At 69.7% G+C, this 25,547-nt stretch carries 26 protein-coding genes; 17 read left to right on the top strand and 9 right to left on the bottom strand.

Annotation, left to right across the window (positions count from 1 at the left end):
* The first annotated feature begins 207 nt into the window (after positions 1-207).
* The 3 genes from rplM (at position 208) to glmM (ending at position 2,775) form a co-directional block, all read left to right on the top strand.
* Positions 208-651 (top strand): 50S ribosomal protein L13, encoded by a 444-nt coding sequence (gene rplM, locus ACWEQQ_RS03260; RefSeq protein WP_326309446.1) that lies wholly within the window; start codon positions 208-210, stop codon positions 649-651.
* Positions 648-1,169, top strand: a complete 522-nt coding sequence (rpsI, locus tag ACWEQQ_RS03255; RefSeq protein WP_452346955.1) for a 30S ribosomal protein S9 — start codon at positions 648-650, stop codon at positions 1,167-1,169. The genes rplM and rpsI overlap by 4 nt, the downstream gene beginning before the upstream one ends.
* 229 nt (positions 1,170-1,398) lie before the next feature.
* The gene (glmM, locus tag ACWEQQ_RS03250) at positions 1,399-2,775 is read left to right on the top strand and encodes a phosphoglucosamine mutase (RefSeq protein ID WP_452346954.1); all 1,377 of its coding nucleotides are present in this window, start codon (positions 1,399-1,401) and stop codon (positions 2,773-2,775) included.
* Between the two features lie 49 nt (positions 2,776-2,824).
* Here glmM and ACWEQQ_RS03245 read toward each other — a convergent pair whose 3' ends face one another.
* Positions 2,825-4,468, bottom strand: coding sequence for an ABC-F family ATP-binding cassette domain-containing protein (locus ACWEQQ_RS03245; protein WP_452346953.1), 1,644 nt, complete (start codon positions 4,466-4,468; stop codon positions 2,825-2,827).
* Positions 4,469-4,585: 117 nt separating this feature from the next.
* On the opposite strand from ACWEQQ_RS03245, the gene ACWEQQ_RS03240 reads away from it, so the two are divergent.
* The 4 genes from ACWEQQ_RS03240 to ACWEQQ_RS03225 all read left to right on the top strand — a co-directional run bounded on the left by ACWEQQ_RS03240 (position 4,586) and on the right by ACWEQQ_RS03225 (position 7,467).
* Entirely contained in the window at positions 4,586-4,792 is a 207-nt protein-coding gene (locus ACWEQQ_RS03240; protein WP_452338407.1) for a PspC domain-containing protein, read from the top strand.
* 105 nt (positions 4,793-4,897) lie between these two features.
* Positions 4,898-5,209 carry a DUF6802 family protein gene (locus ACWEQQ_RS03235; protein WP_452346952.1) on the top strand — a complete coding sequence of 104 codons (312 nt, stop codon included), beginning with the start codon at positions 4,898-4,900 and terminating at the stop codon, positions 5,207-5,209.
* Between the two features lie 45 nt (positions 5,210-5,254).
* Positions 5,255-5,575 (top strand): hypothetical protein, encoded by a 321-nt coding sequence (locus ACWEQQ_RS03230; protein WP_452338408.1) that lies wholly within the window; start codon positions 5,255-5,257, stop codon positions 5,573-5,575.
* A complete protein-coding gene (locus tag ACWEQQ_RS03225; protein ID WP_452346951.1) occupies positions 5,572-7,467 on the top strand; it encodes a hypothetical protein in 1,896 nt (631 codons plus the stop codon). Before ACWEQQ_RS03230 ends, ACWEQQ_RS03225 begins: the two co-directional genes overlap by 4 nt.
* A gap of 229 nt (positions 7,468-7,696) precedes the next feature.
* On the opposite strand, the gene ACWEQQ_RS03220 is transcribed toward ACWEQQ_RS03225, so the two are convergent.
* The gene (locus tag ACWEQQ_RS03220) at positions 7,697-8,560 is read right to left on the bottom strand and encodes a dienelactone hydrolase family protein (protein ID WP_364605397.1); all 864 of its coding nucleotides are present in this window, start codon (positions 8,558-8,560) and stop codon (positions 7,697-7,699) included.
* A gap of 210 nt (positions 8,561-8,770) precedes the next feature.
* Between ACWEQQ_RS03220 and glmS the strand changes: the two genes are divergently transcribed.
* Positions 8,771-10,639 carry a glutamine--fructose-6-phosphate transaminase (isomerizing) gene (gene glmS, locus ACWEQQ_RS03215; RefSeq protein WP_379394694.1) on the top strand — a complete coding sequence of 623 codons (1,869 nt, stop codon included), beginning with the start codon at positions 8,771-8,773 and terminating at the stop codon, positions 10,637-10,639.
* 8 nt (positions 10,640-10,647) lie between these two features.
* Here glmS and ACWEQQ_RS03210 read toward each other — a convergent pair whose 3' ends face one another.
* Complete coding sequence (locus ACWEQQ_RS03210) at positions 10,648-11,073, bottom strand: cupredoxin domain-containing protein (protein WP_452338411.1); 426 nt, start codon at positions 11,071-11,073, stop codon at positions 10,648-10,650.
* Positions 11,074-11,190: 117 nt separating this feature from the next.
* On the opposite strand from ACWEQQ_RS03210, the gene ACWEQQ_RS03205 reads away from it, so the two are divergent.
* On the top strand, positions 11,191-12,738 hold the full coding sequence (locus ACWEQQ_RS03205) for an NAD(P)H-hydrate dehydratase (protein ID WP_452346950.1): 1,548 nt from the start codon (positions 11,191-11,193) through the stop codon (positions 12,736-12,738).
* Between the two features lie 54 nt (positions 12,739-12,792).
* On the opposite strand, the gene ACWEQQ_RS03200 is transcribed toward ACWEQQ_RS03205, so the two are convergent.
* Complete coding sequence (locus tag ACWEQQ_RS03200) at positions 12,793-13,668, bottom strand: LysR family transcriptional regulator (protein ID WP_452346949.1); 876 nt, start codon at positions 13,666-13,668, stop codon at positions 12,793-12,795.
* A 70-nt stretch (positions 13,669-13,738) separates the two neighbouring features.
* On the opposite strand from ACWEQQ_RS03200, the gene dapA reads away from it, so the two are divergent.
* From dapA to tsaD, 6 genes are all read left to right on the top strand, one after another.
* Positions 13,739-14,644 carry a 4-hydroxy-tetrahydrodipicolinate synthase gene (gene dapA / locus ACWEQQ_RS03195; RefSeq protein ID WP_452346948.1) on the top strand — a complete coding sequence of 302 codons (906 nt, stop codon included), beginning with the start codon at positions 13,739-13,741 and terminating at the stop codon, positions 14,642-14,644.
* 109 nt (positions 14,645-14,753) lie between these two features.
* On the top strand, positions 14,754-15,899 hold the full coding sequence (gene alr, locus ACWEQQ_RS03190; RefSeq protein ID WP_452347085.1) for an alanine racemase: 1,146 nt from the start codon (positions 14,754-14,756) through the stop codon (positions 15,897-15,899).
* An 11-nt stretch (positions 15,900-15,910) separates the two neighbouring features.
* Positions 15,911-16,342: a tRNA (adenosine(37)-N6)-threonylcarbamoyltransferase complex ATPase subunit type 1 TsaE gene (gene tsaE, locus ACWEQQ_RS03185; protein ID WP_354831590.1), complete on the top strand. Its 432-nt coding sequence runs from the start codon at positions 15,911-15,913 to the stop codon at positions 16,340-16,342.
* 94 nt (positions 16,343-16,436) lie between these two features.
* Positions 16,437-17,147 carry a tRNA (adenosine(37)-N6)-threonylcarbamoyltransferase complex dimerization subunit type 1 TsaB gene (gene tsaB, locus ACWEQQ_RS03180; protein WP_452346947.1) on the top strand — a complete coding sequence of 237 codons (711 nt, stop codon included), beginning with the start codon at positions 16,437-16,439 and terminating at the stop codon, positions 17,145-17,147.
* On the top strand, positions 17,144-17,653 hold the full coding sequence (rimI, locus tag ACWEQQ_RS03175) for a ribosomal protein S18-alanine N-acetyltransferase (protein WP_452338417.1): 510 nt from the start codon (positions 17,144-17,146) through the stop codon (positions 17,651-17,653). Before tsaB ends, rimI begins: the two co-directional genes overlap by 4 nt.
* Positions 17,650-18,681, top strand: a complete 1,032-nt coding sequence (tsaD, locus tag ACWEQQ_RS03170; protein ID WP_354830324.1) for a tRNA (adenosine(37)-N6)-threonylcarbamoyltransferase complex transferase subunit TsaD — start codon at positions 17,650-17,652, stop codon at positions 18,679-18,681. The genes rimI and tsaD overlap by 4 nt, the downstream gene beginning before the upstream one ends.
* A gap of 141 nt (positions 18,682-18,822) precedes the next feature.
* On the opposite strand, the gene ACWEQQ_RS03165 is transcribed toward tsaD, so the two are convergent.
* Entirely contained in the window at positions 18,823-20,214 is a 1,392-nt protein-coding gene (locus tag ACWEQQ_RS03165; RefSeq protein ID WP_452346946.1) for an Hsp70 family protein, read from the bottom strand.
* A 636-nt stretch (positions 20,215-20,850) separates the two neighbouring features.
* Here ACWEQQ_RS03165 and groES point away from each other — a divergent pair.
* Together groES and groL are read left to right on the top strand one after the other, a co-directional pair.
* Positions 20,851-21,153, top strand: a complete 303-nt coding sequence (gene groES / locus ACWEQQ_RS03160; protein ID WP_040855536.1) for a co-chaperone GroES — start codon at positions 20,851-20,853, stop codon at positions 21,151-21,153.
* A gap of 138 nt (positions 21,154-21,291) precedes the next feature.
* The gene (groL, locus tag ACWEQQ_RS03155; protein ID WP_452338420.1) at positions 21,292-22,899 is read left to right on the top strand and encodes a chaperonin GroEL; all 1,608 of its coding nucleotides are present in this window, start codon (positions 21,292-21,294) and stop codon (positions 22,897-22,899) included.
* A gap of 374 nt (positions 22,900-23,273) precedes the next feature.
* Here groL and ACWEQQ_RS03150 read toward each other — a convergent pair whose 3' ends face one another.
* The 4 genes from ACWEQQ_RS03150 to ACWEQQ_RS03135 form a co-directional block, all read right to left on the bottom strand.
* Positions 23,274-23,513 (bottom strand): hypothetical protein, encoded by a 240-nt coding sequence (locus tag ACWEQQ_RS03150; protein WP_452338422.1) that lies wholly within the window; start codon positions 23,511-23,513, stop codon positions 23,274-23,276.
* A gap of 123 nt (positions 23,514-23,636) precedes the next feature.
* Positions 23,637-23,951: an RskA family anti-sigma factor gene (locus ACWEQQ_RS03145; RefSeq protein ID WP_379425686.1), complete on the bottom strand. Its 315-nt coding sequence runs from the start codon at positions 23,949-23,951 to the stop codon at positions 23,637-23,639.
* A 1-nt stretch (position 23,952) separates the two neighbouring features.
* A complete protein-coding gene (locus ACWEQQ_RS03140; protein WP_364605372.1) occupies positions 23,953-24,528 on the bottom strand; it encodes a sigma-70 family RNA polymerase sigma factor in 576 nt (191 codons plus the stop codon).
* A 387-nt stretch (positions 24,529-24,915) separates the two neighbouring features.
* Entirely contained in the window at positions 24,916-25,209 is a 294-nt protein-coding gene (locus ACWEQQ_RS03135) for a WhiB family transcriptional regulator (protein WP_040855647.1), read from the bottom strand.
* Between the last annotated feature and the right edge of the window lie 338 nt (positions 25,210-25,547).

Below are 25,547 nucleotides of genomic sequence, written 5' to 3'. Positions count from 1 at the left end.
CTGTGAGATGGATCACTCTTCGATCGGGCGTTCCCTGCCCGCCGGGACCGATTCGGGAGACGGCCACCCTCGCTGGTAAGGTGGCTCGTTGGCGTGCGGTACGGCCGGGTAACCGGTTGTCGTACGAGCCCCGGGTCTCCACCGGCCGCCGGGATCAGCTCGACCTCACGCTTGGCTGGCAAAACCTACGACAGACAGGGATGCACTGTGCCTACGTACAGCCCCAAGGGCGGTGACGTGACCCGCAAGTGGTACGTCATCGACGCCACTGACGTAGTGCTCGGCCGTCTTTCCGTGCAGGCTGCCAACCTGCTGCGCGGCAAGACCAAGCCGACCTACGCCCCGAACGTGGATGGTGGCGACTTCGTCATCATCATCAACGCGGACAAGGTCGCCGTCTCCGGCAACAAGCGCGAGGACAAGGTCCTCTACACCCACTCCGGCCACCCCGGTGGTCTGAAGGGTCGTACCGTGGGCCAGATCTTGGACACCCGCCCCGACCGTCTGGTCGAGCGTGCCGTCAAGGGCATGATCCCGAAGAACAAGCTGGGCAACCAGATCATTCGCAAGCTGAAGGTCTACGCGGGCCCGAACCACCCGCACGCCGCCCAGCAGCCCATCCCCTTCGAGATCAAGCAGGTGGCCCAGTGACCGCTCCTGAGGAATTCAACGACGACTTCGTCGTCGAGGACACCGCCGTGGAGGTCGTCGAGGAGGGCGACGGTTACGAGGCCGAGGCCGAGTACACCGAGGCCGAGACCTTCACCGCCCCGGTCGTCATCGACCGCCCGGTGCAGACCGTCGGCCGCCGCAAGGAGGCCGTGGTCCGCGTGCGCCTGGTGCCGGGTTCCGGCAACTTCGTGCTGAACGGCCGCACCATCGAGGATTACTTCCCGAACAAGGTGCACCAGCAGCTGGTGAAGTCCCCGCTGGTCACCGTCGAGCGCACCGAGACCTTCGACGTGCACGCCCGCCTGGTCGGCGGCGGCCCGTCCGGTCAGGCCGGCGCCCTGCGCCTCGCCATCGCGCGTGCCCTCATCGAGGTCACCCCGGATGACCGTCCCGCCCTCAAGCGTGCCGGCTTCCTGACCCGTGACCCGCGTGCCACCGAGCGCAAGAAGTACGGCCTCAAGAAGGCCCGCAAGGCGCCTCAGTACTCGAAGCGCTGATATTGCGCCGTCGGGCTCTACCGTGCCCGGTCCTTCCGGGGGCCGGGCACGGTACGGTCTACCCGGCAACCTGTACGAGAGCAGGCTCCCCGCAACAGTTTTCACAGCTGTTGCCCCTTATTTCCCGGACCCACTCCGCTGCGGAACACGGCGGAGTGCGAGAGTCCGGGAGAGGGCCGGAAGCCTGCTCTCGTGCTGTATCGACCGAACCAGCAGGGGTGTTGAGGTAATGGGACGTTTGTTCGGCACCGATGGTGTGCGCGGGCTCGCCAATGAGTCTTTGAGTCCGGAACTGGCGCTGCAGGTTTCGGCCGCCGCCGCCCAGGTTCTGAGTCGGGGGAAGAAGCGCGCGCTGGCCGTCGTCGGCCGGGACCCGCGCGCCAGCGGCGAGATGCTGGAGGCCGCCGTCACCGCGGGCCTCACCGCCGCCGGTGTGGACGTGCTGTCGGTCGGCGTGCTGCCGACACCCGCCGTCGCCTACCTGACCGGCCTGTACGACGCCTGCCTGGGCGTCATGATCTCCGCCTCGCACAACCCCATGCCGGACAACGGCATCAAGATCTTCGCCGCGGGTGGCCACAAGCTGGACGACGCCATCGAGGACCGCATCGAGGCGCTCATCGCCGAGGGCGCCTTCATCCGCCCCACCGGGGCCGCGATCGGACGGGTGCTCGGCCGTCCCGGACTCGGTGGGCACGTCTACGACGTGCACGACCGCTTCAGCCTGGAAGGCACCCACGAGCGCTACGTCGAGCACCTGGTCCAGGCCACCGGCCGCGATCTGCGCGGGCTCACCGTCGTGGTGGACTGCGCGAACGGCGCGGCCTCCGAGGTCGGGCCGACCGCCTATCGCGAGGCGGGCGCCACGGTCATCGCCATCAATGCCGAACCCGACGGCCTGAACATCAATGACGGCTGTGGCTCCACGCATCTGGAGCAGGTCCAGCGCGCCGTCCGTGAGCACGGCGCGGACCTCGGCCTCGCGCACGACGGCGACGCCGACCGCTGCCTGGCCGTCGACGCGACCGGCGCGGTCGTCGACGGCGACGCCATCATGGCCATCCTCGCCCTGGCCATGCGGGACTCCGGTGACCTCGTGCAGAACACCCTGGTCGCCACCGTCATGAGCAATCTCGGCCTGCACATCGCCATGCGCGAGGCCGGAATCATCATGCGCACCACCGCCGTCGGCGACCGCTACGTCCTCGAGGACCTGCGCGCGGGCGGCTACACGCTGGGCGGCGAGCAGTCCGGCCACGTGGTCTTCCCCCGCTTCGGCACCACCGGCGACGGCGTCCTGACCGGCCTGAAGCTGATGGCCCGCATGGCCGAAACCGGCCGGGGCCTGGCGGAATTGGCGAGCATCGTGCAGACCGTCCCGCAGGTGCTGGTGAACGTCCCGGTCACCGACAAGGCGGCGGTCGCGGCCGCGCCGTCGGTGCTGGAAGCCGTTGCCGAAGCCGAGCGCCTGCTGGGCGATACCGGCCGAATCCTGTTGCGCCCCAGTGGAACCGAACAGCTGGTCCGCGTCATGGTGGAGGCGACCGACTCTACCCAGGCGCATGACCTGGCCGACAACCTCGCCAAGCTGGTCGCCGCCGTCTGAGTAGCCCCTGTCGCCCCGGCATGCCGAATCGCATGCCGGGAGCACCGGGTCAGTGCGTTTCGGTGAGCTGCCCGCCGTCCATGTGCCAGCGGCGGGTGGCCCGGACATTGTCGAGCATGCGACGGTCGTGGGTGACCAGGAGGACTGTGCCCTCGAAGGATTCGACGGCCTGCTCCAGCTGCTCGATGGCGGGCAGGTCCAGATGGTTGGTGGGCTCGTCCAGGACGAGCAGGTTCACGCCGCGGGCCTGGAGCAGGGCCAGCGCGGCGCGGGTGCGCTCGCCGGGGGAGAGAGTGTCGTTGGGGCGCAGCACATGTGGACCACGCAGGCCGAACTTGGCGAGCAGGGTGCGGACGTCGGACTCGTTCCAGTCGGGCACCTGGGCGCTGAAAGTGTCGGCCAGGGTGGCGGTTCCGCGGAACAGGCCGCGCGCCTGATCGACCTCGCCGATCGCGACGCCCGAGCCGAGGGCAGCGGATCCGCTGTCCGGCTTCGTCTTTCCGAGCAGCAGGGACAGCAGCGTGGACTTGCCGGAACCGTTGGCGCCCGTCAGCACGATGCGGTCGCCCCAATCCACCTGCACCGTCACCGGTCCGAGGGTGAAGTCGCCGCGGCGCACGGTGGCGCCCGACACGGTTGCCACCACCGAGCCGCTGCGCGGGGCGGCGGCGATGGACATGCGCAGCTCCCACTCCTTGCGCGGTTCCTCCACCGTGTCCAGGCGTTCGATGCGTTTGAGGGTCTGCTTGACCTTGGCGGCCTGCTTCTCGGTGGATTCCGCGCGGGCCTTGCGACCCATCTTGTCGGAGTCCACCTTCGACTTGCGGCGGGCATTGCGGACGCCGTGTTCCATCCAGTTGCGCTGCATATTGGCGCGCGCTTCCAGACCGGACCTGGTGTCGGCGTACTCGTCGTAGGCCTCGCGCGCGTGCCGGCGCGCGATCGCCCGCTCCTCCAGGTAGGACTCGTAACTGCCGTCGTAGACGCCGACCTGCTGCTGCGCCAGATCCAGTTCCACGATGCGATTCACGGTGCGCGCCAGGAACTCCCGGTCGTGGCTGATCACCATGAGGGGCTCGCGGACGCCGGTCACGAACTGCTCGAGCCGGGCCAGGCCGTCGAGATCCAGATCATTGGTCGGCTCGTCGAGCAGCAGAATGTCGAAGCGCGACAACAGGACCGAGGCCAGGCCGGCGCGCGCGGCCTGACCGCCGGAGAGCACGGTCATGGGGGTGTCGAGGCCGTGCGGGAGGCTCTCGGCCAGGCCGAGATCGGCGGCCACCTCCTCGGCGCGCTGCTCGAGGTCCGCGCCGCCCAGGGCGAGCCAGCGCTCCAGGGCGGGGGAGTACTCGTCGTCGCCGCCGTCGGCGAGGCGTTCGGCGGCGGCGTCCATGAGCTGCTGGGCGGCGGCTACCCCGGTACGGCGGCGCAGGAATTCGAGCACGGTCTCGCCGGCCAGGCGCTCGGGTTCCTGGGCCAGGTAGCCGACGGTGGCGTCGGGCGGGCTCAGCACGATCTCGCCCTCGTGGGCGCGACCGTCGGCGAGCAGGCGCAGCAGGGTGGACTTCCCGGCGCCGTTCACGCCGACCAGCCCGATCACGTCGCCCGGGGCGAGGATCAGGTCCAGGTCGGAGAACAGAATCCGCTCACCGTGTCCGGCGGCCAGGCCGCGCGCATGCAGAGTGGTGCTCACCAGGGCGATTCTGCCGTGTTCGGGGTGGCACCCTGACTCCGGCCCTCGGAAAGTTCAGGGTCGTATCGGGGCGCGCGACCGATGTGCGCCGAGATCGAACTGGGCACTGTGGGAGACATGACGACACAGTTTCCGACTCCGGCCCCCAAGCGACTGACCCGCTCCGCCACCGACAAATGGATCGGCGGCGTGTGCGGCGGCCTCGCGCGGTACTTCGGCTGGAACGCCAACCTCGTTCGCGCCCTGTTCGTGGCGTCCTGCCTGCTGCCCGGGCCGCAGTTCCTCATCTACATCGCGCTGTGGATCGTGATCCCGAAGCAGTGAGTTGTGCACAGGCTGCGAGTTGTCCACATTCGTGATCGAGGGTGATGCGGGTGCCTCGGCAAAGTGACAGGATGAGAGCCACGTCACAGCGGAGGAGTGCACACCATGGTCACATCGGGTGATCTGCCCGGACTGGAGCTGCCGGATCTCGACGCGCACACGGAACTCGGCGGGCTCGGCGCGGTCGAGTTATCGCACCCCACGCAGGATCTCGACGCTGACGGCCTGCTCGACACCGTCACCACCAGCACCGATCACGCCATGCAGGTGTGGACGGATCTGGATCATGACGGCTACGCCGATCATGTGACCGTGGTGGACAGCGGCGGAGATTTCTCGGCCTGGGAGTTCCACCACAATCCGGACGGCACCACCGAGTGGGTACGCATGGACGTAGGACACCTCGGCGGCACATAGCCGGGGCGGCGGGGGTTTCACGGCATCGGGATTCGAGGGGGAGCAATGAGTGAATCCGGCGATTTCGGCGTGCGTATTGCGGCCCTGCGCGACGGGGCCACTACCTTGCGCGACAATGCGGCGGCCCTGGGGCAGCATGCCCGCACCGTCGGCGAACACGCCTTCGGCGTCGGCAGGGACGAAGCCGGGCGGAACTATTCCGCGCAGGGCATTGCCGTGCACCAGGGCTTCGAGCGCGCGGCCGCCTGCCTGCGCTACTGGGGCGCGGCAGCCGCCGCCACCGCCGAGGTATTCGACCGCGCCGCCACCGAATACGCGCGCCTGGACCGTGAATACGCCACCGCACTCACGCGGGTGGGCCGATGAGCTTCGACCCGACCGGCAAGAGCGTCGACCAGATTCTCGATTACGGTGCGCCCGGCCTCCAGTACTGGGAAAACTTTCTGCCCCTGTACACCAAGGCATTCGGCGCGCCGGAGGGGCTCGGACTCGCCGACCTCTGTGCCCGCTATGACGAGCAGCGAGGCGCGGATCTCATCGAATTCGACACCGCCCGAATCGAATTGGACAGAGCGCTCACGGATGCCGAGTCGCGCTGGTCGTCGCACCGGGCGATCGCGCAATCCTTGCCCACCGTCTGGACCGGCACCACCGGCACCGAGGCGCTCACCATCGTGAATTCCCAACTGCGCCAGGCGCGCGACGATCTCGACACCATCCGCACCGCCGCCACCGCCATCGTCGCCGCCCTGGACCCCCTCCGTGACTCGGTCCTCACCAAGGCCGAACACGCCCTCGCGCTGCTCGAACCCGCTCCGGACGGCGAGGGCCGCCTCACCATCGACGGCAGAACCCCGGAGGACATCGAAGCCCTCGACACCGCCGACCCCTGGCTCACCGGAACGTTCCGCGCCGACGTCGATCACAAACTCGCGGCCTTCACCGCCGCCTGCGCCGCCACCAACGAGACCTTCGAATCCCACTACCGCACCATCGTCACAGCCCTGGCCCAGGTCATCGACCATCCCTACCCGCAGCCGGCCCAAGCCCTGCTGCCCCGGCCCGAGGAGAACCCCGCCCCGAATTTTCCTACGACCCAGCCCTGTCCAGCACCGCAGTCGTACCCAGCGACAACGCCGCCAACATCGCACCCCCAGCCGTCACAGCCGGTCGTCCCGCCTGGATACCCGCCGTCATCGGGTGGGGCAACGGCACCCGACCCGGCTCAGCCGCAGTCGCCGGATCGAGCCCAGCCGTCTACCGTCCCGCCGGAATCCCTGCCTGGCCGAGCGGGTTCCACCACACCGGCCGCCGAGACGCAACCGGCCGGCGCTGCGGACCTCAGCGGTGCGGAGCCCGATGGCTCCGCGGGCTCGGCGGACACTGGAACCGCAGCAGCCCCGGACCTGGCCCAGCAGCGATCCAACCAGTTCGGCCGGACTCTGAAAGACACTCTCACCCAACTCGAAAAGGGACTCCAGCAGGGCATTTCCGCCGCCATCGAGAAGCTCGGCTCGCTCACGGGCCAAACCTCGCCATCGCCCGGTGAACCCGAGGCCGCCACCGATCCCGAGCCCGAACCGGATCACTCGGATAAGCCAGCTTTCCCGTCCGGCCGACTCGAATTCGACCTGTCCGGAAAGCATTTCGTGCTCGAACGCACCCCCGCAGGCGACCTGACCCTCGCCGTGACCGATGAATCCGGCCAAACCAACACCTACACACTGTCTTTCGATCAGAACGGCACCCCCGTCCTCACCGCCGACGACGCGGCCCACACCCCCACCGCACCCGCCAGTGATGCCCACCCGGACCCGGCCCCACCCACCCCGGCGGACACGCCACCCAGTACAGATGGCGGCGCAACGCCCGGTCCCGACTGCGTACCCCGCGTCTGCACAGTTCCCGACCCGCCGACCGCTCCACCGAATCCCTGCCCCGACCCCACCCCGAATCAGTCTGCGCCGCCAGAGGGTCCGCCCCCACCCGCCGCCGAGGACGGTGCCCCGCCGGGCTGCACCCAGCCGCCCACCCCCGATCACACTCCGGACCAGACTGCGGGCGGTTGCGCGCCGCCGACCCCGCCCGTCCCCGCGCACCCGCCCGAAAACCTCACGCCGCCAACAGCTCCGGATCAACCCGGATCCGACGCGCCACTCGCCGACGCCCCGCCCTGGTCAGCGGAGCCGCACCCGCCGCTGGAGATCCCGGAGGGTGGTCTCGAAATACCCGAGACCACGGAACCTCTCGCGCCGTAATCGTCGTCCTGCGGGTGCTGTCCGGACTCCGCGCGCACCGGTCCCGGCACCCTGCGCTGCCGTAGCCGGGGACCCGGTCGCTCGGCGCGCTCGTGAATCCGGTTCCCGCGCTGGGGAGTCCGGACGGACTGGCGGAGAGTGCCGAGGGAGGCGTCGAGCTCCGCAGTGCGGAAACCGGCTGTGCCGCCCGCAGAATCGCTCGAGGCGAGCGTTCCTTGGCCGCCCCGGGTTACTTGCGGAGGGCCTGGATGAGTTGGAGGACGGGGAGTTTCTGGGGCTGCTCGGGCTCTTCCTCGATGGCGTTGGGGTCCACGAGCTGGGTGTGGGGGAGGGCGGCTTCGGGGTCGGCGAAGGGCTTGTACTTCTTGTCGCCGAGGACGGTGTAGTTGAGGTAGCCGACCAGGAGGGCTCGGGTGAGGCGTTCGGTTTTGGGTTCGTGTTTGCCGGCGCCGAGGGCGGCCAGGGCGCGGCGGCCCTCGATCATGCCGTTGTGGCCGGCCTTGTCGAGCGAGCGCAGGATCGCGCCCTCGCCCCAGGCTGCGGCCAGCGGGATGGCGTCGGAGCTGACCGAGTCGATATCGGTGGCGCCGGCCAGGATCAGGGCTGGGGCGTCGATCTTGGGGGCAAGGGCCTCGGCGGAGGGCGCGGTGGGGGACGGGTACAGGGCCGCGACGGCGGCGACGTCGCGCTGGGAGGCGGCGATGACGGCCGCGCCCGCGCCCATGCCGTGCCCGGCCAGGGTCAGCCGCTTCGGATCCACGCTGACATTGCCCGCGCCCAGCCGCACCCCGGCGCAGATGTCGAGGGTGGTCAGCAGATCCGTCGCGAGGTTCAGGTGCGAGGGGATGGGTCCGCGCTCGGTGTCGGGCGCCGCGGCGACATACCCCCAGGAGGCCAGGTGCTCCAGCAGCCGGCGATAGTTGCCGACCCCGGTCAGCCACCCGTGCCCGAACGCCACCGCGGGCAGGTTGAGTCCCTTCCCGGGCGTGTACACCACGCCGGGCAGCCCGGCGATGCCGAGATTCCCGCGCAGCACCTCGTGCGGGCCACGCAGGGTCAGAGTGCTCAGGAGCGATTTCACAGACGCCGACACGGAGATGAACTTAGTCGGTAATGGCCCGAGATGCTTCAAGCGCACAAGGTTCGCGGCCCGTCTCGTTCTGGACTGCGGCTTGATAGACCTCCGCCTTGGAGCGGGGGAGCGAAGCGGAGGAGCGGAGGAGGGAAGAACGAGACCTTCAGGGCCGCGAACCCGCCCGGAGCGAAGCGGAGGGCAAATTGGATACAGCTAGGCTAGGGGGCCATGTGCGGAATCGTGGGGTATGTGGGGTACCGGGATGCGCTCGGCGTGGTGGTCGATGCGTTGCGCCGCATGGAATATCGAGGTTACGACTCCGCCGGAGTGGCGATCCTGAACGGCGCGGGCGGCCTCGCCGTGGAGCGCAAGGCCGGGCGCCTGGCCAATCTGGAGGCGGAGCTCGCCGAGACCGGCCGGGACCGATTCGCCGGATCGACCGGCATGGGGCACACCCGCTGGGCCACGCACGGCGCGCCGACCGATCGCAATGCCCACCCGCATCGCGATGGCACGGGCCGGGTCGCGGTGGTGCACAACGGCATCATCGAGAACTTCGCCCCGCTGCGCCGTGAGCTGGAGGCGGCGGGCGTCGAGCTGGGCAGCGACACCGACACCGAGGTGGCGGTGCACCTGGTGGCCCGCGCCTACGCGGCCGGGGACACCGCCGGTGATTTCGTCGCCTCCGCGCTCGCGGTGGTGCGCCGCCTGGAGGGCGCGTTCACCCTGGTCTTCTCGCACGCCGACCACCCGGGCACCATTGTGGCCGCCCGGCGCTCGACCCCGCTGGTGGTGGGTGTCGGCCAGGGCGAGATGTTCATCGCGTCGGACGTGACCGCCTTCATCGAACACACCCGGGAGGCAGTCGAACTCGGCCAGGACCAGGCCGTGGTCATCACCGCCGACGGCTACCGGGTCACCGACTTCACCGGCGCGACCGACGGTGTCCGGTTCCGTCCGTTCACCATCGACTGGGATCTGGCCGCCGCCGAGAAGGGCGGCCACGACTACTTCATGCTCAAGGAGATCCAGGAGCAGCCCGCCGGCGTCGCCGACACCCTGATCGGCCACTACGCGGGCGGCCGGATCATTCTGGACGAGCAGCGGCTGGCCGATCAGGAGCTGCGCGAGTTCGACAAGGTCTTCGTGGTCGCCTGCGGCAGTTCGTATCACGCGGGCCTGCTGGCCAAGTACGCCATCGAGCACTGGACCCGGCTGCCCGTGGAGGTCGAGCTGGCCAGCGAATTCCGTTACCGCGACCCGGTTCTGGACCGCTCCACCCTGGTGGTCGCCATCTCGCAGTCCGGCGAGACCGCCGACACGCTGGAAGCCGTGCGTCACGCCAAGGAGCAGAAGGCGCGAGTCCTGGCCATCTGCAATACCAATGGCGCGCAGATCCCGCGCGAGTCCGATGCGGTGCTCTATACCCGCACCGGTCCGGAGATCGGCGTGGCCTCGACCAAGGCGTTCCTGGCCCAGATCACCGCCAACTATCTGGTCGGCCTGGCGTTGGCGCAGGCGCGGGGCACCAAGTATCCGGACGAGGTGGCGCGAGAGTTCGCCGAACTGGAGTCCATGCCGAAACTCGTTGCCCAGGTGCTGGAGTCGGCCGACCGGGTGCGGGAGATCGCCCGCCAGTTCGCGCACGTCCCGACCGTGCTGTTCCTGGGCCGCCATGTCGGCTACCCGGTCGCCCTGGAGGGCGCGCTGAAGCTCAAGGAACTGGCCTACATGCATGCCGAGGGTTTCGCGGCGGGCGAGCTGAAGCACGGCCCGATCGCGCTCATCGAGGACGGGCTACCGGTCTTCGTGGTCATGCCCTCCCCGAAGGGCCGCGCGGTGCTGCACTCCAAGCTGCTCAGCAATATCCGGGAGATCCAGGCGCGCGGCGCGCGCACCATCGTCATCGCCGAGGAGGGCGACGACACGGTGCGCCCGTTCGCCGACCACCTGATCGAAATCCCTTCGGCCCCAACGCTGTACCAGCCGCTGCTGTCCACGGTTCCGCTGCAGATCTTCGCCGCCGAGGTGGCGCAGGCCCGCGGCTACGACGTCGACAAGCCGCGCAACCTGGCCAAGTCCGTCACGGTCGAGTAGCCGCGCGGCTACTGGACGGTGACCGTGCCCTTCATATCCGGGTGCAGCGGGCACAGGTAGCGGTAGGTGCCGGGCGTGGTGAAGGTGTGGCTCCACTCGCCCTTGTGGATGATCGGGCTGTTGATGCCCAGCGCGACATCGCCGATGCCCTGCACGGCGTGCGGGGCGCGGTCGTCGAACTTCCAGGTCACGGTGTCCCCGGCCTTGACGGTGATGTCGGCCGGGGAGAACTTCATGTCCTTCACCTCGACGGTCACCGCGGCGGCAACCGCCGGACCGGTGCTGGTGGCCGTCGCGGAGGCGGCCGGAGCGGCCGTGGTCGAGGTGGCCGCGGTCTTCGAGCTTTCCGACGAGCAGCCCCCGGCCACCAGCGCTCCGGCCACGACCGCGACGAGAAGCAGGACACGCGAAGACGACTGGCGACGGATCGACATGCCAGCCAGGTTAGTACCCGGCGATAGCGCGCCATTCGCGGGCACCGCGCTGACCTGCGCCGCGGCTCCCCAGGCGTAGTCTCCTCAAGCGCAGGCAATCACATCCGGGAGGCGATCATGACCGCACCGGCGGTGCGCGGGTACTACACGGCCGACGAGGTCCGGGCCGCGGAGGCCGAGCTGTTCACCAGGGTGCCCGAGGGAATGCCCATGCGGCGGGCCGCCTTCGGCCTCGCCGACGTGGTGGCGCGGGAGCTGCGCGAACGCACCGGTGGCGTCGCCGGTCGCGCGGTGACCCTGCTGGTCGGGTCGGGCGACAATGGCGGCGACGCGCTGTGGGCGGGCTCGTTCCTGCGGCGGCGCGGGGTCGCGGTGCGGGCGGTCCTGCTGGTACCGGAGCGCGCCCACGCGGCGGGCCTGGCGGCCTTGCGCCGGGCGGGCGGGCGGATTCTCGCCGTCTCCGCCACCGCCGAGGAACTGCGGGAAACGGATCCGCCCCGGCTCGGGCTGCGGCAACACGTCGACACCGGCACCTCCGTGCCCGACCGGGTCGGTCGGCTGCTGGGCGCGCCGGATCTGGTGGTGGACGGCATCGTCGGCATCTCCGGTCGTGGCCCGCTGCGCCCGGTGGCGGCCGAACTGGTTGCGGGCGTGCGCTGTCCGATCATCGCCGCCGACCTCCCCTCCGGCGTCGATCCCGATACCGGAGCCGTGGCCGGTCCGGCCGTCCGCGCGGACGTCACCGTCACCTTCGGCGCCCGCAAGCCGGTGCACGCGCTCGCCGCACCGCACTGCGGCCGAATCGAGCTGGTGCCCATCGGATTACGACTGCCCGAGGCGAATCTCATCGCGCTGGAACCACGGGCGGTCGGCGCGGGCTGGCCGGTCCCGGGCCCCTCGGACGACAAGTACACCCAGGGCGTCACCGGCGTCTGCGCGGGCAGCGGCACCTATCCCGGCGCCGCCGTGCTGTGCACGGGTGGCGCGGTCGCCGCCACCTCGGGCATGGTGCGCTACGCGGGCACCGGCGCGCAACAGGTCCTCGCCCATTTCCCGGAAGTGATTGCCGCGGAGACCATTTCCGCGACCGGCCGGGTCCAGTCCTGGGTCTTCGGCCCGGGCGCGGGCACCGATGCCGCCGCCCGCGACCGGCTGGCCGAGGTCCTGGCCACCGACCTGCCCGTGGTGGTGGACGCCGACGGCCTCACCCTGCTCGCCGCCGAACCCGGTCTGGTCACCGGCCGCGCCGCCCCGACCGTCCTCACGCCGCACGCCGGCGAATTCGCCCGCCTGACCGGTGCCGAACCCGGCGCCGACCGTGTCGCCGCCGTGCGCAAACTCGCCGAATCCTGGCAGGTGACAGTGCTTTTGAAGGGTCGCGCCACCCTGATCGGGGGCCCCGGCGTCCCGGTCTTCGTCAATGAGGCGGGCGGCTCGTGGGCCGCCACCGCCGGTTCCGGTGACGTCCTGTCCGGCATCGTCGGCGCCCTCCTGGCTCGCGGCCTCCACCCGTCCTGGGCCGCCGCGGCCGCGGCCCGCGCCCACTCCCTGGCCGCGAACCTCGCCGCGCACGCCACCACGTCGGCGGGAGCCCCGATCTCCGCCTCCCCGTTGCTCTCCCATGTCCGCGAGGCCATCGGCACCCTCCGGGAGCTCGCCGCCTGATCCTCCGGCACCGGTGATCCCCGGTCGGCTACGCGCTGTTCCATCCCGACGACTTCACGCGGCCGTACCGGTAGCGGCGGCACGCAGGGCGGTCCGCGCGGCCGTGACGATCGGATGGGCGCCGGTGCCGCGGCGGTAGGCGAGGTGGGTGCGGCGGCGGGCCGGTAGCGCGGTGAGGGTGACGCCCGGGGGTGTCGAGCGGACGCCCAGGTCTGGGACGAGTGCTACGCCCTGGCCCGCGGCGACGAGCGCCAGCACGGTGCCGAAGTCGTCGGCGTGGTGGCGGATGCGCGGGGTGAATCCCGCGGCGAGACAGGCGCGGACCGTCATCTCGTGGCAGAGGGTGCCGGGCGTGCCCGCGATCCACGGCGAATCGGACTGTGCGGCAAGCGGTCCGGGCTCGCGGGCGGCCAGGTGGATGGTTTCCTCGAACAACGGCTCGGTGTCGAGGCCGGGTTCGGGTGCGAGGGGAACGTAGTCGTACTCCTGCAGCAGCGCGATATCGAGGGTCTCGGCCCGCAGGGCAGCGGGGGCGGCCGCCGGATCCAGTTCGGTGACAAGCAGTTCCAGCCGCGGATGGTCGCGGCTCAGCGACACCAGCGCGGGGGACAGGATGGCGTGCACGGCGGTCGGGAACGCGCCGATGCGCAGGGTGCCCGTGAGTTCGTGCCGGGCGGAGGCGAGTTCGGCGGTGGCCTCTTCCAGCACGGACAGGATGGTCTCGGTGTGCTCGACCAGCCGCAGCGCGGCCGGCGTGAGGGTGACGCTGCGCCCGGTGCGTTCCAGCAGCGGCACCCCGGCCTCCCGCTCCAGCGCGGTGAGCTGCTGGGACACCGCCGACGGCGTGTAGGTCAGGGCCTCGGCGACCGCGGCGATGGTCTTGCGGTGCGCGAGCTCGCGCAGCAGGCGCAGACGGCGGACATCCAGCATCAGCTGATCTTATGCTCGGGCGAAGAAACGTGAAATAGACCTGAAGCCCGGCATCGATCACGCTGGTCACATGACATTCACCGGCCTGTATGTGCCCCTGGTCACGCCCTTCACCGCCGACGGCGACCTGGCCGCCGACGCCCTGGAAGCGCTCGCCCACGAGGTCCTCGACGCGGGCGCGGCGGGCCTGGTCGCGCTCGGCACCACCGGCGAACCCGCCACCCTGACCGCGGCCGAGCAGGCCCGGGTCATCGATATCTGCGCGAACGTCTGCCGCGAGCGCGCCGCCGCCCTCATCGTCGGTGCGGGCTCCAACACGACCCTCGACTCAGCGCGCGCCCTCGCCGCCCTCGACCCGCGCGCCACCGCCGCCCTCGCGGTCGTCCCCTACTACTTGCGTCCGTCGGAAGCCGGTGTGGTGGAACATTTCCGGACCCTCGCCGCCGCCAGCCCCGTGCCGCTGCTGATCTACCACATCCCGTACCGCACGGCCCTGACCCTCAGCGCCGACACCCTGCTCCGCCTGGCCGAACTGCCGAATGTCGCGGGCTTCAAATACACCGCGGGCGGCATCGACGACACCACGATCTCCTTCATGTCCCGGGTGCCCGGCCACACTTCGGTGCTCGCGGGCGACGATCTGTATGCCGCTCCGCTGCTGGCCCTGGGCGCGTCGGGTGCGATTCTCGCCTGCGCCAATGTCGCCCCCGCCGCCTACGCCGACCTGATCGCCGCCTGGCGCCGGGGCGAACTGGAATCCGGCCGCGAACTGGGCAACCGCCTGGCTCCGCTGGCCGCCGCCCTGTTCACCGAACCCAATCCCGTTGTCGTGAAGGCGGTTCTGGCCGCCCAGGGCCGCATCCCCACCCCGGCCGTCCGGCTGCCGCTGCTCCCGGCAAGCGAGAGCGCGTTGTCCGCCGCACTGGCGGCGATTGCCGCTGCGAAGGTGACGACTGATTTCGTGAGGGCCGGGTAACTCACCGGGTACGCCCAAAATCGGTGTGGCAACCAACCGCCGGCACGGGTGCGTGACGGTCGACGGCTCTCAGCCGTCCGCTGAAGGCTCGGGGAGACAAGATGGCAGTATCGAGGGCGTGAAGAAGCCAGACCCACAGGTGGAGATCGTCGTCGACCTGGATGCCATCGCCCACAATGTGCGAATCCTGGCCGAGCACGCCGGCGACGCCGCGGTCATGGTCGTGGTCAAGGCCGACGGGTACAACCACGGTGCGGCGGAGGTGGCGCGGGCGGCCCTGGCGGCGGGCGCGCGGGAACTCGGCACCACCACGGTCGGGGAGGCGGTGGAGCTGCGGGCCGCGGGGATCACCGCACCGATCCTGTGCTGGCTCAACACCTCCGACACCGACTACGCGAGCGCCATCGCGGCCGATATCGAAATCGGCGTCTCCGCACTCACGCAGCTCGAGGGCGTGGCGCAGGCGGCGCGGCAGCTCGGCCGGACCGCCACCGTGAGTCTCAAGGTGGACACCGGGCTCAATCGCAACGGCATCCCCGCCGCCGAATTCCCCGAGGTGCTCGACCTGCTCGGGCGGCTGGTGGCCGAGGAGACGGTGCGCTTCCGCGCCATCTTCTCCCACCTCGCGCTCGCCGACGAACCGCAGCATCCGGTCAATGACCTGCAGCGCGAACGGTTCCTGGAGTTCATCGCCACCGCCAAGGAGCACGGCCTGCAGCCGGAACTGGTGCACCTGGCGAATTCCGCTGCCGCACTGACCCGTCCGGACCTCGCCTTCGACATGGTGCGCCCCGGCATCGCCGTGTACGGCCTGTCACCGATCCCGGAGCTGTCCGATTTCGGGCTGCGTCCGGCCATGACCTTCCGCGCCCGGGTGCTCCGGGTGAAGCGGGTCGCGGCGGGGGAGGGCGTGTCCTACGGCCACGAGTGGACCGCCGACCGCGACACCACGGTCGCCCTCGTTCCGGCCGGCTACGCCGACGGCGTGCCGCGCCCGCTGGGCGGCCGATTCTCGGTGGCGCTGGGCGGCGTCCGCTACCCGCAGATCGGCCGGGTCTGCATGGATCAGATCGTGCTGGACCTGGGCGAGAACGAAGCCGGGGTCCGGGCGGGTGACACCGCGGTGCTGTTCGGTGGTGAGCCCGGTCACCCGCACGCCCAGGAGTGGGCCGACACGCTGGGCACCATCAACTACGAGATCGTCTGCTACCCCCGCGGCCGCGTGGTCCGTACCCACGTCGGCGGTGACCGGTGACCGATCACCGCATGCTCGCCACCGTCGAGGACACCGAGGCGCTGGGCCGCGAGCTCGCCGAACAACTGCATGCCGGGGATCTGGTGATCCTCGACGGCCCGCTGGGCGCGGGCAAGACCGCGCTCACTCGCGGCATCGCCGCCGGGCTGGGTGTCGAAGGACGGGTCAGCTCACCGACTTTCATCATCGCCCGCCAGCACCGCGCCGGAACCCACCCGGGCGCGGTGGCCCTCGTGCACGTGGACGCCTACCGGCTCGGCGGCGACCTCGACGAACTCGACGCCCTCGACCTGGACACCGATCTCGACCACGCCGTGGTGGTGGTCGAATGGGGGCTGGGTGTGGCCGAACACCTGTCCGATCGCCATCTGCGCGTGCAGCTGCGCCGCGAACCCGAGTCCGATGTGCGCACCGCCGAATGGGAGTGGGTCGCCGCTAATTGAAACCGGACCGGAAAAGTCCCGGATCCGCCGGTAAGTTCCCGCAGGCAGACACCACGCCGAGTGGGCTGTACCACCCGGTATCGTAAAGACAATCATGCTGATATTGGCTGTCGACACCGCGACCCCCGCCGTCACAGCGGGACTGGTGGAACTGGAACCGGCGCAACCCGGGTCGAACGCACCGCAGATCACCACGATCACCGCCAAGGTGACCGTGGACGCTCGCGCGCACAACGAGGTGCTGACCCCGCAGATCCTGGCCTGCCTCGCCGAATCCGGCCGCTCCCGTGCCGATATCGCCGCTGTCGTGGCCGGTGTCGGGCCCGGGCCGTTCACCGGACTGCGCGTGGGCATGGCCACCGCGGCCGCCTTCGGTGACGCACTGAGCGTGCCGGTGTACGGGGTGTGCAGCCTGGACGCCATCGCCGCCGACACCGAGAGCTATCTGCGTGAGAGCGCCGACCCGATCGAGCTGCTGGTCGTCACCGACGCCCGCCGCCGCGAGGTGTACTGGGCGCGCTACCGCACCGCGGCCGGGGGCCGCATCCTGACGCGGTCCGAGGGACCCGAGGTGAGCAAGCCCGCCGATCTGGATCAGGCCGCCGCCATCGTGATCGCCGGATCCGCTTCGCACGTCGACTATTTCGATCTGCCGGTGCTGCCGGTCGAGACGCCGTCCCCTGCGGGCCTGGTGCGCTGCGCCGCCGCCGAGATCCTGGCCGGCGTCGTGCCCGCGCCGCTGGTGCCGCTGTACCTGCGCCGCCCCGATGCCGTCGAGAAGAGTTACGCGCAGGTGGGCCGATGACCATCCGCATCGAACCGATGCGGCCTGCCGACGTCACCCGCTGTGCCGAACTCGAGCAGGTGCTGTTCCCGGAGGACGATCCCTGGCACGAGGTTTCGTTCCTGTCGGAGCTGGCCGGACCGCACAACCGCTACATCACCGCGCGCGACACCGACGGCCGCATGATCGGCTACGCCGGCATCGCACTGCTCGGCACCGCCGAACATCCCGAGGCCGAGGTCCACACCATCGGCGTCGATCCCGCCGAGCACCGGCGCGGCATCGGCACCCGGCTGCTGGAGGCGCTGCTGCTGGAGGCCGGGCGCCGCGGCGGGCCGGTGTTCCTCGAGGTCCGCACCGACAACGCGCCTGCCATCACGCTCTACGAGAAGCACGGCTTCCACATCATCGGATTGCGCAAGAACTACTACCAGCCCAGCGGGGCCGACGCGTACACCATGCGGCGACCCGCCATGGCCGGCTTCCCGCAGGACGGATTCACCACCGACGCCGAGGTCTCGTCATGATCGTCATGGGTATCGAAAGCTCGTGCGACGAAACGGGAGTCGGCATCGTGCGCCGACTGCCCGACGGCAGTTGCGAACTGCTCGCCGACGAGGTCGCCTCCAGCGTGGACCAGCACGCCCGCTTCGGCGGCGTGGTGCCCGAGATCGCTTCCCGCGCGCACCTCGAGGCCATCGTGCCCGCCATGCGCCGGGCGCTGGCCACGGCCGGCATCAGCAAGCCCGACGCCCTCGCCGTCACCATCGGCCCCGGTCTCGCGGGCGCGCTGCTGGTGGGCGTCGCGGCGGCGAAAGCCTATGCGGCGGCCTGGGATATCCCGTTCTACGCGCTCAACCATCTGGGCGGGCACGTGGCCGTCGACACCCTCGAACACGGTCCCATGCCCCCGGCGGTCGCGCTGCTGGTGTCCGGCGGGCACACCCACCTGCTGCAGGTCACCGATCTCGCCCACCCCATCACCGAATTGGGCAGCACGGTCGACGACGCCGCGGGCGAGGCCTTCGACAAGGTGGCCCGCCTGCTCGGCCTCGGCTATCCGGGCGGGCCGGTGCTGGATTCCATTGCCACCGAGGGCGATCCGAGCGCCATCGCCTTCCCGCGCGGCATGACCGGCCCCCGCGACCCGCGCTACGACTTCTCCTTCTCCGGACTGAAGACCGCCGTCGCGCGCTATGTCGAAGCGGCGCAACGGGAAGGCCGCGAGCTGCCCATCCCGGATATCGCGGCGTCCTTCCAGGAGGCCGTGGCGGATGTGCTCACCATGAAGGCGGTGCGCGCGGTCCAGGACACCGGCGTCGACACCCTGGTGCTGGGCGGCGGCGCGACCGCCAACTCCCGCATCCGCTCGATGGCCGAAGAACGCTGCACCGCAGCGGGTATCACCCTGCGCGTCCCCAAGCCGCGCCTGTGCACCGACAACGGCGTCATGATCGCCACCCTCGGCGCCCACGTGATCGCCGGCGGCGCAGAGCCTTCCGAACTCAGCGTCGCCACCGACCCCGGTCTTCCAGTCTCCACCAGCCACCTGTAACGCCGCCTGCAAAAGATCGTGGCGGTTTGGCGAATGCCGAGGCGACAACCGATTTCGTGACGGTTGGGGTAACTCATCGGGTACGTCCGAACTCGGTTCGGCACCCATCCGCCGGCCCGGGTACGTGACCGTGGACGGCTCTCAGCCGGCCGCTGAAGTCTCGGGGAGGCGGTCCGACTCGGCCGACGGCAGCGAGGTGCCGAGCAGCGGCCCGAGCAGGCGGGGGAGATCCGCGGGGAACGGGATCTGGGGTAGGTCGGGATCCGGGCGCAGCGGCGGCTGGGCGGTGCTACTGGGCGCGGCGGGCGCGCCGCCGGCCGAACCGGTCAGGGGCGTCGGAGCCGCGGCCGTGGTGCGGCGCTGGGTGGTCGTGGTGCTGGTGGAGCCGCCCGCAGGACCCGTCGGCGTGGTCTGCGGGACCGGCTGCTGCGGGCCGGTCGTGGACGGCGAGTAGTGGGTGTTCTGCGGCTCGGGCACCACGAATTCCTTGACCCCGTACCCGACGATCAGTCCGACCACCACGATCGCGCCCGCCAGCGTGCCCGCGAGCTTGGTGAAGGTGCCGATCGGCGCGTCCGAGCCCAGGCCGATCACCGGGAAGGTGCTGCTCGGCGTGGTCGAATCCGCCACCAGCGCCGCGCCTTTCGCGATCGCGGCCTCCGGCTCCGGCACGGTGACGACCGGCACGTCGAGCTCGCGCTCCAGCCCCACCACCATGATCGGCACATTGGCGCCGCCGCCGATCACGGCGACCGCCTCCGGGAACTTCGGCGCGCGCGCGAACACGGTACGGGAGAACACCGCCAGCTCGCGCAGCAGGTCGGCGACGATCTCCTCGAAGTCCACCCGGGTCAGTTTGAGCGGCTGCCCGGCCACATGGTCGATGGTGACCGCCGGGACCACCGACAGGTGCTCCTTGGCGGCGCGGCTGCGGTTGAGCAGGATGCCCCGGTTGGGGCGGATGCCGCGGCGGGACAGGTGGCAGTCCAGCAGATGCTGCAGGATCAGCTCGTCGATGGCGTTGCCGCTGATGGCGGTGGTGCGCTCGGTGCGCAGCACGGTGTCGTCGGCGTGGTCGGCCACGGTGACCGTGGTCCCGGTGGCCCCGATGTCGATGATTGCCACCGTGTTCCAGCGGTCCAGCAGGCCGGTGTGCCGCAGATAGGCCAGGGCCGCGGTGCTTTCCGGGATGAGCTGCACGCCGTGCCGCTGCCGGCCGATCGCCGAGCGGATGATCTGGGCCTGCTCCCGGTCCCGGTAGGCGACCGCGATGTCACTGGGCGGGGCCGAGTCGGGCTCGCGGTGGCCGTTGCCGCGGGCGATCGAATGGGCGCCGACCGGATGCACGCTGTCGCGCGGGATCTGGGTGGTCATCAATTCGATCGAGGAGGCCACCAGATCACCGACGTCGGAGTGGGCGGTATCGGCTGTCACGACGCGGTAGTCGAAGTTCTGGGCGCCGTTGGGCGCGGTGGCGACCGTCGCCGAGCACACCACCTCGCTCCCGGCGGAGATGCCGAGGGATGTTCGCATGTTCACCTCCCTTCGAGCGGATGGTCCGGGTGGAGACGACCATCTCGAACGGACTCCGGACGCGCCCTACGGGTAGCGGACGTCTCCGAGCTTCGGATCGCGGCGGGCCCTTGTCCGATAGGGCATTCGGACCTGCCACTGATCACTTGCGGTCTTGCTCTCTTCTCGAGCCCGCGCGCTGGGTTGCCGCGCGGTTAGCGGGGTGAAGCAGTTGTGAAACTCTCGACGGTGCACGTGGCGGGACCGAGTCGGTCTCGTCGCGTGGCCGACGTCAATGGTGTCACAATCCGTTATCCGAACGTTACAGATTTTCGGATTTCTTTGGAAGACCTCAGATTCCCGGGCCGTCGTGTCGGCGAGTCGCGTTGTCCAGCGGTGTTGCCGTGCTGTCCAGCGGCGTTACAGGTAACACCGGGCGCCGAGTAGCAGTGCCCGGCCTTGAGCGCTGGCACTCCCGTGTATAGAGTGCTAGTTGGCACTGGGTTAGTGCTGAGGTGCCAGCTGATGACTACTGAGCAGGGGTCCCGGCACCCGCGACGACGGGGCTGATTGCGCAGGGTCACACACATGACCGAAACCGTGAGTCCGGGGAACAGCCCCGGACGCGACGAATCCCCTGAAAGTGGAGGGCTCAACGTGGCGAGCGTGAACATCAAGCCGCTCGAGGACAAGATCCTCGTCCAGGCCAACGAGGCCGAGACGACGACCGCCTCCGGCCTGGTCATCCCCGACACGGCGAAGGAGAAGCCCCAGGAGGGCACCGTCATCGCCGTGGGCCCGGGTCGCTGGGACGAGGACGGCGAGAAGCGGATTCCGCTGGACGTCAAGGAAGGCGACGTCGTCATCTACAGCAAGTACGGCGGCACCGAGATCAAGTACAACGGTGCGGAGTACCTGATCCTGTCGGCTCGCGACCTGCTGGCCGTCGTCACCAAGTAAGAACGCTCCAACTCTCGGGGCTCTCAGGGGCTTCCCCTGAAACCCCCTCGAGAGACACCGCCCCGGAGTCGCAGCTGCCAACAGCAACCGGCCCGGGGCGGAGTGCGTTCCGACCCAACTCATTTCAGGAGTAGGTACATGGCAAAGCAGATCGAGTTCGACGAGAAGGCTCGTCGGGCCATGGAGCGCGGCGTCGACAAGCTCGCCGACGCCGTCAAGGTCACCCTGGGCCCGCGCGGCCGGCACGTGGTGCTGGCCAAGGCGTTCGGCGGCCCGACCGTCACCAACGACGGCGTGACCATCGCCCGTGAGATCGACCTCGAGGACCCCTTCGAGAACCTGGGCGCGCAGCTGGTCAAGAGCGTCGCCACCAAGACCAACGATGTCGCCGGCGACGGCACCACCACCGCCACCGTGCTGGCGCAGGCCCTCATCAAGGGCGGCCTGAAGAACATTGCCGCGGGCGCCAACCCGATGACCCTGGGCAAGGGCATGAACAAGGCCGCCGAGGCGGTCGCCGCCGCCCTGCACGCCGCCGCGACCCCGGTCAACGGCGAGAAGTCCATCGCGCAGGTCGCCACCGTGTCCTCGCGGGACGAGGAGATCGGCGCGCTGGTCGCCGAGGCGCTGACCAAGGTCGGCAAGGACGGCGTCGTCACCATCGAGGAGTCCTCGGGTCTGCAGACCGAGGTCGCCATCACCGAGGGCGTGCAGTTCGACAAGGGCTACCTGTCCCCGTACTTCGTCACCGACCCGGAGACCATGCAGGCGGTCTACGAGGACGTGTGGATCCTGCTGAACCGCGAGAAGATCAGCTCCCTGCCGGATCTGCTGCCGCTGCTGGAGAAGATCGCTGAGTCGGGCAAGCCGGTCGTCATCATCGCCGAGGACGTCGACGGCGAGGCGCTGTCCACCCTGGTGGTCAACGCGATTCGCAAGACCCTCAAGGTCGTCGCCGTGAAGGCCCCGTTCTTCGGTGACCGCCGCAAGGCGTTCCTGGACGACCTGGCCATCGTCACCGGCGGCACCGTGGTCAACCCGGACCTGGGCATCACCCTGCGTGAGGCCGGCCTGGACGTGCTGGGCAAGGCCCGCCGCGTCGTGGTCACCAAGGACGAGACCACCATCGTCGAGGGCGCCGGCGCGCAGTCCGACATCGACGGGCGAGTTGCCCAGCTGCGCAAGGAGATCGAGAACACCGACTCCGACTGGGACCGCGAGAAGCTGGAAGAGCGCCTGGCCAAGCTGGCCGGCGGCGTCGCCGTCATCAAGGTCGGCGCGGCCACCGAGACCGAGCTCAAGGAGCGCAAGTACCGCGTCGAGGACGCCGTCGCGTCCGCCAAGGCCGCGGTCGCCGAGGGCATCGTCCCCGGTGGTGGCACCGCCCTGGTGCAGGCCGCGTCCACGCTGAACGCCCTGCGCGACTCGCTCTCCGGTGACGAGGCGGTCGGCGTCGAGGTCGTGCGTCAGGCCCTGCTGTCGCCGCTGTTCTGGATCGCCAGCAACGCCGGCGTCGACGGCGCGGTCGTCGTGTCCAAGGTGTCCGACGGCAAGCACGGCTTCAACGCCGCCACCCTCACCTACGGCGACCTGGTCGCCGAGGGCGTCATCGACCCGGTGAAGGTGACCCGTTCCGCGGTGGAGAACGCCACCTCGGTGGCGCGCATGGTGCTCACCACGGAGTCCGCGATCGTCGACAAGCCGGTCGAAGAGCCCGCCAACGCGCACCACGGCCACGCCCACTGACCCAGCCCCGCTGACGTCAGCTCAGGCCCCCGGACAGCCCGCTGTCCGGGGGCCTCGCCGTCTCCGAACCCCTACCGCGCCACCCGACTTCCTCCGGCGCGATCCGGCCGTCGGCGCGACTGCGCCACGCCCCGCACCGCCATGGTGACGCCCGCACCGCCATGGTCCCGCCCGCTGCCATGGTGACGCCCCGCTTGCTGTGGTCTCGCCTGGACTGCATTGCGCCACTGTCATTTTCGGGCCGCCGCGCCGTGTCCACCGAGGCAGTACCGGCCTCGCTCGATGAAAGTTCCAATGCCCGAACGGAATCCGACCGCCGCGAGGTATCGGTCCGGGTATGCGGGCCCGCATTGGTTTTCGGATCCGCGCGGGAGTCAGCGCGCCGGGGAGTTCGTCAGCGTGGGCCCGGGGTAGGAGTCGGTCGGTGACGGCGTCAGCCAATTCGGGCCCAGCGGCCCGGAGACGGGCGGGAGTGGGATGGCGGGGGATGGGTCCCGGAGATCGCCCGAATGGGAGTCGGTGAAGGCATAGAGACCCCCGATGACGAGGGTGACAGCGGCCAGTCCCGCGAGGCCACGGCGGTAGGAGCGAATGAGGATGCTGAGGAGTCGCATACGAATCGGTCTTTACCGGCAAAGCATGCAGCCGAAACCGGTCAGGCGACCTGAATCGGCGGCAGGCAATGGGGCCTCGCGGGCGTGACGGGTTCGGGACCTCGTACTTCGGGAAATGAGCTCTCAGTCGTGGATCGGACTGGGGGAGCGGCCATTTCCGTGGTGGAGACCGGGGTGGGAGCGGTGGATCGTGTTCGGCGGTGCCTGGTCTGTGGCTATCGCGGCGAGAAGGCGATCGCGGAGCGCGGGCGGTGGCGGTACGGCCACCGCGGACGCGGCCAGCATGATGGCTTCTCGGGTCTGCTGCACTTCCTGGGTGAAGGCGGCGCGCAGTACGGCGTCGTCGGTATCCAAAAGGTCCGCCACTGCGCGCTGATCTTCGTCGCCGATCGATCCGAGCGCGACAGTGTGCGCGAGATCGATCTGGCTTTCTTTCATCTCACGTCACTCCCAAACTTTTCTTGAGTCGTGTCAATCCATCCCGTATACGGGACTTGACGGTCGGCAACCCCACGCCCAGATGGGCTGCGACTTCGGCGTACGTGCGTCCGCCGAAGTACGCGAGGGAGATGGCTTCCCGCTGCGTCTCCGTCAACGTCGCCAGGCCGGCGAGCACCGCCTGCTGTTCCAGCCGACGCCCGACCTCCTCGGTGACTTCGTCGAATTCGTTGCCGAGGGTGCTGGTGCCGTACGCGACCTCGCGCAGGGCGTGCGCCTGCTCGGCCCGAACCCGGTCGACCGCGCGCCTATGGGCCAGCGTCATCAACCAGGTGACGGCCGAACCCTTGGACGGGTCGAAGTTGGCTGCCGTGCGCCAGATCTGGAGATAGACCTCCTGCGTGGTCTCCTCCGCATAGCCCGGATCATGTAGCACGCGTAGAACCAGGCCGAACACTCTCGCGCTGGTGCGGTCGTACAGCTCGGCGAACGCCTGCTGATCCGACTGCCCGCAACGCTCGAGGAGTGCGGCTAGTTCCAGACTTTCGGCTGCGCGCGCCGTCACCGCAGAGTCCACGCTGGGCGTTTCCGCCCCTCCGTCCCTCGAGCTCTGGAACGAGTTGCCCTCTGCGGCAGGCGGCCGCGCTGTCACAACGCTCCGTTCTGTGTCATCGGCCACGAGGGTAGCGTGCCGCTATAACCTCCTCTCGCGTGGGGGTATCGGCAAAGAGACTGTGGCAGAGTGGCTTTCCAGTTGACCGAACCGTCGCATACATGACATTCGAGACATGCCGTGACGCCGGTCGTCGCCGACCCTCTCGAGCGGTGCCGGGTGTTTGCTAGACATTCGGCACGCCATCGCTGTCGGATGGGAGGAATCTCGAGCGCACCCGGTCGCCGGCCTCAGTGATACCGCTGGTGAACACCAGTCACGCGAGTTTGCCTGGAGCGCAGAACAGGTGGGTCAGGCGACGATGCGCCGGCGGTTGCGGCGGGCGTGTAGCTCGCGCTCGGTCTCGGACATGCCGCCCCAGATGCCGTAGGGCTCGCTGACCTTCAGCGCGTGCGACCGGCACTGCAGCAGCACCGGGCAGGACTTGCAGATCTCCTTGGCGCGTAGCTCGCGCTGGGCCCGGGCACGGCCGCGTTCGCCGTCCGGGTGGAAGAACACCGCGGAGTCCTGGCCGCGGCAGGATCCGCGCATCTGCCAATCCCAGACATCGGCGTTCGGACCTGGGAGGTGGGTCGGCATAGGCATGGTGAACTCCTCATGGTGCGAGCTCGTCGGCATTGTCGAGCGGTGCTGGTGGCAAACAGGTGGCCGCATCGCCGTGGCCCGGCGATCGCACTTCGTCGGCTCCGCAATTCGACACGACGCCAACGACGGCGATGACGTACGTTAGGTCGGACAACGAATTCGAGTCAATAGCTTCATTCGACTCGAGCCGAATACGTGCACATTAGAGAATTAACATCCTAGCTATTTACAAAACCGCCTACCTGTGGTGATACTGATCGGTTGCCCAGCACCGTGACCAACCCGTGATAGCCCATCCGTCTGGTCGAAGTGCCTGGTAGCAGCAGCTTTTCGAGGGT

The sequence above is a fragment of the Nocardia sp. NPDC004123 genome, from assembly GCF_053603795.1.
This window is presented reverse-complemented; position numbering and strand designations above follow the sequence as displayed.

Excerpts from the sequence above, each read along its gene's own strand:
- ACWEQQ_RS03145 (WP_379425686.1), bottom strand. The coding sequence starts at position 23,951 with ATGAAAGAAAGCCAGATCGATCTCGCGCACACTGTCGCGCTCGGATCG.
- groL (WP_452338420.1), top strand. The coding sequence starts at position 21,292 with ATGGCAAAGCAGATCGAGTTCGACGAGAAGGCTCGTCGGGCCATGGAG.
- ACWEQQ_RS03150 (WP_452338422.1), bottom strand. The coding sequence starts at position 23,513 with ATGCGACTCCTCAGCATCCTCATTCGCTCCTACCGCCGTGGCCTCGCG.
- ACWEQQ_RS03235 (WP_452346952.1), top strand. The coding sequence starts at position 4,898 with ATGGTCACATCGGGTGATCTGCCCGGACTGGAGCTGCCGGATCTCGAC.
- ACWEQQ_RS03225 (WP_452346951.1), top strand. The coding sequence starts at position 5,572 with ATGAGCTTCGACCCGACCGGCAAGAGCGTCGACCAGATTCTCGATTAC.
- tsaD (WP_354830324.1), top strand. The coding sequence starts at position 17,650 with ATGATCGTCATGGGTATCGAAAGCTCGTGCGACGAAACGGGAGTCGGC.
- glmS (WP_379394694.1), top strand. The coding sequence starts at position 8,771 with ATGTGCGGAATCGTGGGGTATGTGGGGTACCGGGATGCGCTCGGCGTG.
- tsaB (WP_452346947.1), top strand. The coding sequence starts at position 16,437 with ATGCTGATATTGGCTGTCGACACCGCGACCCCCGCCGTCACAGCGGGA.
- ACWEQQ_RS03240 (WP_452338407.1), top strand. The coding sequence starts at position 4,586 with ATGACGACACAGTTTCCGACTCCGGCCCCCAAGCGACTGACCCGCTCC.
- dapA (WP_452346948.1), top strand. The coding sequence starts at position 13,739 with ATGACATTCACCGGCCTGTATGTGCCCCTGGTCACGCCCTTCACCGCC.
- tsaE (WP_354831590.1), top strand. The coding sequence starts at position 15,911 with ATGCTCGCCACCGTCGAGGACACCGAGGCGCTGGGCCGCGAGCTCGCC.
- ACWEQQ_RS03230 (WP_452338408.1), top strand. The coding sequence starts at position 5,255 with ATGAGTGAATCCGGCGATTTCGGCGTGCGTATTGCGGCCCTGCGCGAC.
- ACWEQQ_RS03135 (WP_040855647.1), bottom strand. The coding sequence starts at position 25,209 with ATGCCTATGCCGACCCACCTCCCAGGTCCGAACGCCGATGTCTGGGAT.
- ACWEQQ_RS03165 (WP_452346946.1), bottom strand. The coding sequence starts at position 20,214 with ATGCGAACATCCCTCGGCATCTCCGCCGGGAGCGAGGTGGTGTGCTCG.
- ACWEQQ_RS03200 (WP_452346949.1), bottom strand. The coding sequence starts at position 13,668 with ATGCTGGATGTCCGCCGTCTGCGCCTGCTGCGCGAGCTCGCGCACCGC.
- ACWEQQ_RS03205 (WP_452346950.1), top strand. The coding sequence starts at position 11,191 with ATGACCGCACCGGCGGTGCGCGGGTACTACACGGCCGACGAGGTCCGG.
- rimI (WP_452338417.1), top strand. The coding sequence starts at position 17,144 with ATGACCATCCGCATCGAACCGATGCGGCCTGCCGACGTCACCCGCTGT.
- glmM (WP_452346954.1), top strand. The coding sequence starts at position 1,399 with ATGGGACGTTTGTTCGGCACCGATGGTGTGCGCGGGCTCGCCAATGAG.
- ACWEQQ_RS03210 (WP_452338411.1), bottom strand. The coding sequence starts at position 11,073 with ATGTCGATCCGTCGCCAGTCGTCTTCGCGTGTCCTGCTTCTCGTCGCG.